Annotated in this window: 9 protein-coding genes and 1 pseudogene (1 of these 10 cut by a window edge); all 10 read left to right on the forward strand. The window is 60.8% G+C overall.

All coding sequences use genetic code 11. The features are described from left to right. Position 1: 1 nt before the first annotated feature. On the forward strand, positions 2 to 547 hold the full coding sequence (locus B7L09_RS29235) for a PilN domain-containing protein (RefSeq protein WP_094471713.1): 546 nt from the start codon (positions 2 to 4) through the stop codon (positions 545 to 547). Then, positions 534 to 1,082: a GspMb/PilO family protein gene (locus B7L09_RS29240; RefSeq protein WP_094471714.1), complete on the forward strand. Its 549-nt coding sequence runs from the start codon at positions 534 to 536 to the stop codon at positions 1,080 to 1,082. Before B7L09_RS29235 ends, B7L09_RS29240 begins: the two co-directional genes overlap by 14 nt. Next, positions 1,082 to 1,600: a hypothetical protein gene (locus B7L09_RS29245; protein WP_094471715.1), complete on the forward strand. Its 519-nt coding sequence runs from the start codon at positions 1,082 to 1,084 to the stop codon at positions 1,598 to 1,600. The genes B7L09_RS29240 and B7L09_RS29245 overlap by 1 nt, the downstream gene beginning before the upstream one ends. After that, positions 1,597 to 3,432 (forward strand): type II secretion system protein GspD, encoded by a 1,836-nt coding sequence (locus B7L09_RS29250; protein ID WP_094471716.1) that lies wholly within the window; start codon positions 1,597 to 1,599, stop codon positions 3,430 to 3,432. The genes B7L09_RS29245 and B7L09_RS29250 overlap by 4 nt, the downstream gene beginning before the upstream one ends. A gap of 2 nt (positions 3,433 to 3,434) precedes the next feature. Beyond that, positions 3,435 to 3,908, forward strand: a complete 474-nt coding sequence (locus B7L09_RS29255) for a type II secretion system protein (RefSeq protein ID WP_094471717.1) — start codon at positions 3,435 to 3,437, stop codon at positions 3,906 to 3,908. 3 nt (positions 3,909 to 3,911) lie between these two features. After that, on the forward strand, positions 3,912 to 4,286 hold the full coding sequence (locus B7L09_RS29260) for a type II secretion system protein (RefSeq protein ID WP_094471718.1): 375 nt from the start codon (positions 3,912 to 3,914) through the stop codon (positions 4,284 to 4,286). Further along, positions 4,261 to 4,800: a type II secretion system protein gene (locus tag B7L09_RS29265; RefSeq protein ID WP_094471719.1), complete on the forward strand. Its 540-nt coding sequence runs from the start codon at positions 4,261 to 4,263 to the stop codon at positions 4,798 to 4,800. Before B7L09_RS29260 ends, B7L09_RS29265 begins: the two co-directional genes overlap by 26 nt. Next, positions 4,797 to 5,189, forward strand: coding sequence for a curli production assembly/transport protein CsgE (gene csgE / locus B7L09_RS29270; RefSeq protein WP_094471720.1), 393 nt, complete (start codon positions 4,797 to 4,799; stop codon positions 5,187 to 5,189). The genes B7L09_RS29265 and csgE overlap by 4 nt, the downstream gene beginning before the upstream one ends. Further along, the gene (locus tag B7L09_RS29275) at positions 5,186 to 5,605 is read left to right on the forward strand and encodes a curli assembly protein CsgF (RefSeq protein ID WP_094471721.1); all 420 of its coding nucleotides are present in this window, start codon (positions 5,186 to 5,188) and stop codon (positions 5,603 to 5,605) included. Before csgE ends, B7L09_RS29275 begins: the two co-directional genes overlap by 4 nt. 31 nt (positions 5,606 to 5,636) lie before the next feature. Beyond that, positions 5,637 to 6,509 (forward strand): annotated as a pseudogene (locus B7L09_RS29280) (CsgG/HfaB family protein) (it continues 30 nt past the right edge of the window).

A 6,509-nucleotide genomic window follows, 5' to 3' on the forward strand; every position in this document is an offset into this window, starting at 1 on the left:
CATGCGCGCCCTGACGCTCGACTTCCAGCCACGCCGCCGCTCGGGCCCATTGGGCTGGAGCCTGCTGGCGGGCGGCGTGGTGCTGGTCGTGACCTGTTTTGTCGCCCAGCAGCACGTCGCCGAACAGGCCTCGCAACAGCAAGGCCATTTGCAGCACGCCCAGCGCGAACTCACCGGCGACACCGGCAGCAAAGTCACCCTGAGCCCGGCCGAAACCCGCGAACAAGCCCAGAACCTGGCGGAAATGCGCAAGGTCTCGCAGCAACTGCGCCGCCCTTGGGAACGTCTGTTCGCCATGCTCGAAGCGATGCCGCGCGACAACATCGCTTTGCTGACCCTGACCCCGGATGCCCGCAAGGGCCAGGTGCGCATCAGCGCCGAAGCACGGGACCTGGAAGCGATGCTCGACTTCCACCGCCGTCTCGAAGCCAGTGACGAGCTCTCCGATGTGTCGCTGCTCAGCCACGAAATTGTCGTGAAATCGCCGGAACAACCGGTGCAATTCAACCTGTCGGCTAGCTGGGAGATCGGCGATGCGAATCCCTAGATTGATCGTCCACGAATACCTCCAGGGCCTGGGTGTGCCCGGCCTGGCTGGCTTGGTGATGTTGCTGCTGGCGCTGGCCTGGGCCCTGGGTGGCCTGATGCCGGACTGGAATTCGTTGCAAACCCTCAGCCAGCAGACCCGCGAAGCCGGCGAGTACCTGGCCAAGGTTGAAGACGGCAGTGTCGCCGCCCCGGTGGTGCCGCAACGTCAGCTCGACGACTTCCGCAGCAAACTGCCGTCGCAGCCCCAAGCCACTGTGGCCATCGACAAGATCTACGCGCTGGCGGCCCAGGAACACATCACCCTGGCCCGGGGTGAATACTCACTGGGCATTGACCCCAAGACCCACTTGGCCCGTTATCAGATTCTGCTGCCGGTGCGTGGCAGCTACCCACAACTGCGGCGCTTCCTGCACGCGTTGCTCGGCCAGTTGCCGGCCGTGGTGGTGGAGGATGTGGAGTTTCAGCGTAAAAAAATCGCCGACACCGACCTGACCGGGCGGATCCGCATGACCCTTTACCTGTCGAGGTCATGATGAATACCAAACGCATAGTGGGCTGGGTGGCGTTCTTCGGCGTGGCCGCGGCGCTGACCTGGGGGCCTGATTATTTCATGCCGTCGGACGAAGGCGATGCGTCGGTTACGACCGCTGCCACACCCGTCAAAAGCAAAATACGCGGCACGCTGCCGGCCGCTTCAGCCAGTGGCAAACCCGCAGTGATCAAGGACCTGAGCCCGTCCGGCGACCTGTTCGCCGCTCGCAGCTGGAAGGCTGCACCGACGCTGGCCAGCGTCACCGAACAACCCGTCAACCAGACCCCGGTGGTGCAAGTCCCCAGCGTACCGCCGATGCCTTTCCAGTTCGTCGGCAAGCTGAATGACCGTTCCGACCTGCAAGTGTTTTTGCAGAACGGCGAAAAAATATACGTCGTGCGCAAAGGGGATGTGATCGACGACACCTGGCGGATTGAGGGGATTTCCGATGTGGAACTCAGCTTTGTCTACCTGCCTCTGCATTTGTCCCAGACCTTGTCTGTGGGGAGCACGCAATGAACAGATCCCGTTTGCTGATGAGCCTTTGCGTATGCGTAGGGCTGGCTGCGTGCAGCTCGGCGCAGGTTGCCAAGCAGGAAGCGACCGACTTGATGGAGTCGGGGCAGTACGAAGCCGGCCTGGCGCGCATTGAAGAAGGGCTGAAGGAAAACCCTCGGGATACCGAACTGCACCTGGCCCTGACCAGCGGCCGCGCCCGTGCGGTGACGGCATTGTTGACCCAGGCCGACATGGATCGCGCCCAGCGTGATTTCGCTTCGGCCCGTCTGGAGTATGGCCGGGTGTTGACCATTGAACCCCACAACCGCCGCGCCCAGGATTCAATGCGCCAGCTAGAGCACATGCGCAGTCTCGATGACAAACTCGAACTGGCCCGGGGCGACCTGCGTCGTGGCGACATCTACGGCGCCGACCGTCAGGTGAAACAGATCCTCGAACTGGACCCCAAGAATGGCGGTGCCCTGGAGTTGCAAGACAATATTCGTCTGGTGCAAAGCCGCAACGTCATTCCTTATCCGCAACTGCGCACCCGTCTCGACCGGCCGGTGACCCTGGAATTTCGCGACGCCAACCTGAAAACCATCTTCGAAGTGCTGTCCCAGGTCGCGGGTTTGAACTTCATCTTCGACAAGGACCTGCGCCCCGACATGAAAGCCACCATCTTCGTGCGTGACGTGCGCATCGAAGACGCCGTGGAACTGCTGCTGCAACAGAACCAGCTGCATCAGAAAGTGGTGAACGAAAACACCTTGCTGATCTACCCCGACTCGCCGCAGAAGCTCAAGGATTATCAAGAGTTGGTGATGCGCACGTTCTACCTGACCAGCATCGATGCCAACACCGCGCTGAACATGATCAAGACCATGCTCAAGACCCGTGACGTGTTCGTCGATGAACGCCTCAACACCCTGACCATGCGCGACACCGAAGACGCCATACGCATGGCCGAAAAACTCTTGCAGTCGCAGGACCAGTCCAACCCTGAAGTGGTGCTGGAAGTGGAGGTGATGGAAGTCGCGACTCAGCGGATTCTCGACCTGGGACTGCAATGGCCGAACACCTTCGGCGTGGTCAACAGCGACGGCTCGGCCGTGACCCTGCTCGATCAACTCAAAGGCATCAACTCCAGCCGGATCAGCATTTCGCCGTCGCCGCAAGCCAAGATCAACGCTCAGGACAATGACATCAACACCCTGGCCAGCCCGGTGATTCGCGTCAGCAACCGTGAACAGGCGCGCATCCACATAGGACAGCGTGTGCCGATCATCAGCGCCACCTCCGTGCCGTCGACCCAAGGTCCGGTGATCACCGAAAGCGTCACCTATCTGGACGTCGGTCTGAAGCTCGAAGTGCAGCCGACCATCCATCTGAACAACGAAGTGGCGATCAAGATCGCACTCGAAGTCAGTAACGCCACACCACTGGAACCGACCCGCCAGGGCACGATTCCGGTTCAGGTCGACACCCGCAACGCCCAGACCACGCTGCGCTTGCATGATGGCGAAACCCAGATCCTTGCTGGCCTGGTGCGTAACGACCATGGCGCCACCGGCAACAAGATTCCAGGCCTGGGCGACATCCCCGGTCTTGGCCGGTTGTTCGGCAGCAACAAGGACACCGTCGGCAAATCGGAACTGGTGCTCTCCATCACTCCGCGGATCGTGCGCAACCTGCCGTACCAGAGCCCGTCGGACATGGAATTCCCCACCGGCACCGAAACCAGCATGCACATCCAGGCGCCGGACCGCCGGATGCAAGCGCCGATTCAGAATGAACACATCGATCGGCCGGTTGCTGCCATTACCACCACTGTTGTCGTCGAGAAGCCTTGATCATGAACGCCTCGCAACGTGGTTTTACCTTGATCGAAGTCGTGGTGACGCTGGCCCTGATCGGCCTGCTGGCCGGCATGGCCGCGCCACTGACCGAGACCGTGGTGCGCCGGGGCAAAGAGCAGGAATTGCGTGCGGCGCTCTACCAGATCCGCGACGCCATCGACGCCTACAAACGTGCCTTCGACGCCGGTTACATCGAGAAGTCGCTGAACAGCAGCGGCTATCCACCGAACCTGCAAGTGCTGGTGGAAGGCGTGCGTGATGTGCGTAGCGCCAAGGGTGCCAAGTTCTACTTTTTACGGCGCGTGCCCCATGACCCGCTGACGCCGGTCAAGCGTGACGACGACGGTGGCTGGGGCTTGCGCTCCTACGACAGCACGGCTCAAAACCCGCGGGAGGGGGAAGACGTCTTCGACGTTTACTCCCATGCACGCGGCAAGGGTCTCAACGGCATCGCGTACAAGGAGTGGTGAATCATGCGTCGGGAAAAGGGTTTTACCCTACTGGAACTGATGGTGGTCATGGCAATCATCGCGACCCTGATGACCATCGCCTTGCCACGCTATTTCAACAGCCTCGAGGCCTCGAAAGAAACCACGCTGCGCCAGAGCCTGTCGGCTATGCGCGAAGCCCTGGATCACTATTACGGCGACACCGGGCGCTATCCCGATTCCCTGGAACAACTGGTGGAGCAGCGCTACCTGCGCAACCCGCCGATGGACCCGATTTCCGAACGCATGGACCTCTGGGTACTGGTCGCGCCGCCGGACGGCGTACCGGGCGGGGTCGCCGATATCAAAAGCGGTGCCACAGGGAGGGCGCGTGATGGCAGCCTTTATTCCGAGTGGTAAGCCCGCCGACGAGGCCGGGTTCACTTACCTGGGCGTGCTGTTTCTGATCATGGTGATGGGCATGGGCCTGGCCAGTGCCGGCGAGTTGTGGTCAACCGCCTCGCGCCGTGATCGCGAACGTCAGTTGCTGTGGGTCGGCACGCAATACGCCCAGGCGTTGCGCAGTTATTACCGCAGTTCGCCGGGGCTGGCGCAGTACCCCAAAGAACTTGAAGACCTGTTGCAGGACGAGCGTTTTCCAACGCCCAAACATCACATTCGCCAGCTCTACCCGGACCCGATTGGCGGCGGTGAATGGACCTTGATGCGCGGCTTCGACGGGCGCATCACTGGCCTCAACAGTCCTTCCACGGACCTGCCGCTCAAGCAGTCGGATTTTCCCAGTCAGTGGTCGGACTTCACCGGCATGGCGAGTTACAAGGACTGGCAGTTCGTGGCCGAGAAAGCCTTCCTCGATGGCGCCTCGGGCCCGGTGAAAAACCAGTCCACGTTGCCACAGGCGTTGTCGCCATGAACCGCCAATGGCTGCCGGCCCTGATCCTGGCGTGTGTGGCGACGTTCGCCAGCGCTGGGGAGGACGACGAGATGCTGGGCTTTATCGTCGATGACACGATTTCGCACATCGGCCACGACTTCTACTACTCGTTCAGTGAACGCCTGCGCGCCACCAGCCCGATGGATTTCAACCTGGTGGTACGCGAACGACCTTCGGCACGCTGGGGCAGCCTGGTGACCGTGGAATATCAGCAGCGACTGGTTTATCGGCGCTTCCTGCCGCCGAACACCGTGGAACTCAAAGACGAGGCCTATGACGCCGCCGACTGGGTTCGCGGACAGATTGTCCAGCGCAAACTGGAAGCCTTGTTGCAGGACACTACGGACCTTGAGAGGGACGAATTATGAAAACGAAAACTGTCTCACGGAACCTCGGGCTCTGGTTGATCGGGCTGGGCAGTTGCTGCCTGGTGCAGGCCACGGAGCTGGTGTACACACCCGTCAACCCCTCGTTCGGCGGCAACCCGTTGAATGGCACCTGGTTGCTGAACAACGCCCAGGCGCAAAACGATTACGACGATCCTGATCTGAAAAATCGCACCTCGGTGGCCGGGACTTCGGCTCTCGAACGCTTCACCAGCCAGTTGCAATCACGGTTGCTGGGGCAGTTGCTGGACAACATCTCCACGGGTAACACCGGGAGCCTGTCCACCGACGCCTTTATCGTCAACGTCGTCGACGATTCCGGTGCTCTGACCATTGAAGTGACCGACCGAGCGACCGGTGAAATTTCGGAAATCCAGGTGAATGGCCTCGCCCCTTGATGGGGATTCGGATCGATGGGGAGAGACGGACATGAAAAAAATAATAGCGCTGGGGCTGATGTTGGCGGCATTGCAAGGGTGCAGTTTGCGCGAGAACGTGGGTGCCGAGCAGGACACCGAATCACCGACCCTGACACCCCGGGCGTCGACCTATTACGACTTGATCAACATGCCACGACCCAAGGGCCGGTTGATGGCGGTGGTGTACGGCTTCCGGGACCAGACCGGGCAGTACAAACCGACCCCGGCCAGTTCGTTTTCGACCAGCGTGACCCAGGGCGCGGCGAGTATGTTGATGGATGCGTTGCAGGCCAGCGGCTGGTTTGTGGTGCTGGAACGTGAAGGGCTGCAAAACCTGCTGACCGAGCGCAAGATCATCCGCGCCTCGCAGAAGAAGCCCAATACGCCGGTGAACATTCAGGGCGAGCTGCCACCGCTGCAAGCGGCGAACATGATGCTCGAAGGCGGGATCATCGCCTACGACACCAATGTGCGCAGTGGCGGGGAAGGGGCGCGCTACCTGGGGATCGATATTTCCCGTGAGTATCGGGTCGATCAGGTCACGGTCAACCTGCGGGCGGTGGATGTGCGCAGTGGGCAGGTGCTGGCGAATGTGATGACCAGCAAGACGATTTACTCGGTGGGTCGCAGTGCCGGGGTGTTCAAGTTTATCGAGTTCAAGAAGTTGCTTGAGGCTGAGGTCGGGTACACCACCAACGAACCGGCGCAGTTGTGTGTGTTGTCGGCGATCGAGGCGGCCGTCGGGCATCTTTTGGCTCAGGGGATCGAGCGGCATTTGTGGCAGGTGGCGGGGGATAATTCTTCGCCTGATAACAATGCGACGCTGGATCGTTATTTGACTCAGAACAAGGTTGTGCCGGAGGGTGAGGAAGAAANNNTTTNG

Origin of the sequence: Pseudomonas mandelii (assembly GCF_002251635.1) — a bacterium.
Classification (GTDB): domain Bacteria; phylum Pseudomonadota; class Gammaproteobacteria; order Pseudomonadales; family Pseudomonadaceae; genus Aquipseudomonas; species Aquipseudomonas mandelii_B.

What these genes read in the sequence shown, in the direction of transcription:
- B7L09_RS29235 (WP_094471713.1), top strand. Translation starts at nt 2, where the DNA reads ATGCGCGCCCTGACGCTCGACTTCCAGCCACGCCGCCGCTCGGGCCCA.
- B7L09_RS29240 (WP_094471714.1), top strand. Translation starts at nt 534, where the DNA reads ATGCGAATCCCTAGATTGATCGTCCACGAATACCTCCAGGGCCTGGGT.
- B7L09_RS29245 (WP_094471715.1), top strand. Translation starts at nt 1,082, where the DNA reads ATGAATACCAAACGCATAGTGGGCTGGGTGGCGTTCTTCGGCGTGGCC.
- B7L09_RS29250 (WP_094471716.1), top strand. Translation starts at nt 1,597, where the DNA reads ATGAACAGATCCCGTTTGCTGATGAGCCTTTGCGTATGCGTAGGGCTG.
- B7L09_RS29255 (WP_094471717.1), top strand. Translation starts at nt 3,435, where the DNA reads ATGAACGCCTCGCAACGTGGTTTTACCTTGATCGAAGTCGTGGTGACG.
- B7L09_RS29260 (WP_094471718.1), top strand. Translation starts at nt 3,912, where the DNA reads ATGCGTCGGGAAAAGGGTTTTACCCTACTGGAACTGATGGTGGTCATG.
- B7L09_RS29265 (WP_094471719.1), top strand. Translation starts at nt 4,261, where the DNA reads ATGGCAGCCTTTATTCCGAGTGGTAAGCCCGCCGACGAGGCCGGGTTC.
- csgE (WP_094471720.1), top strand. Translation starts at nt 4,797, where the DNA reads ATGAACCGCCAATGGCTGCCGGCCCTGATCCTGGCGTGTGTGGCGACG.
- B7L09_RS29275 (WP_094471721.1), top strand. Translation starts at nt 5,186, where the DNA reads ATGAAAACGAAAACTGTCTCACGGAACCTCGGGCTCTGGTTGATCGGG.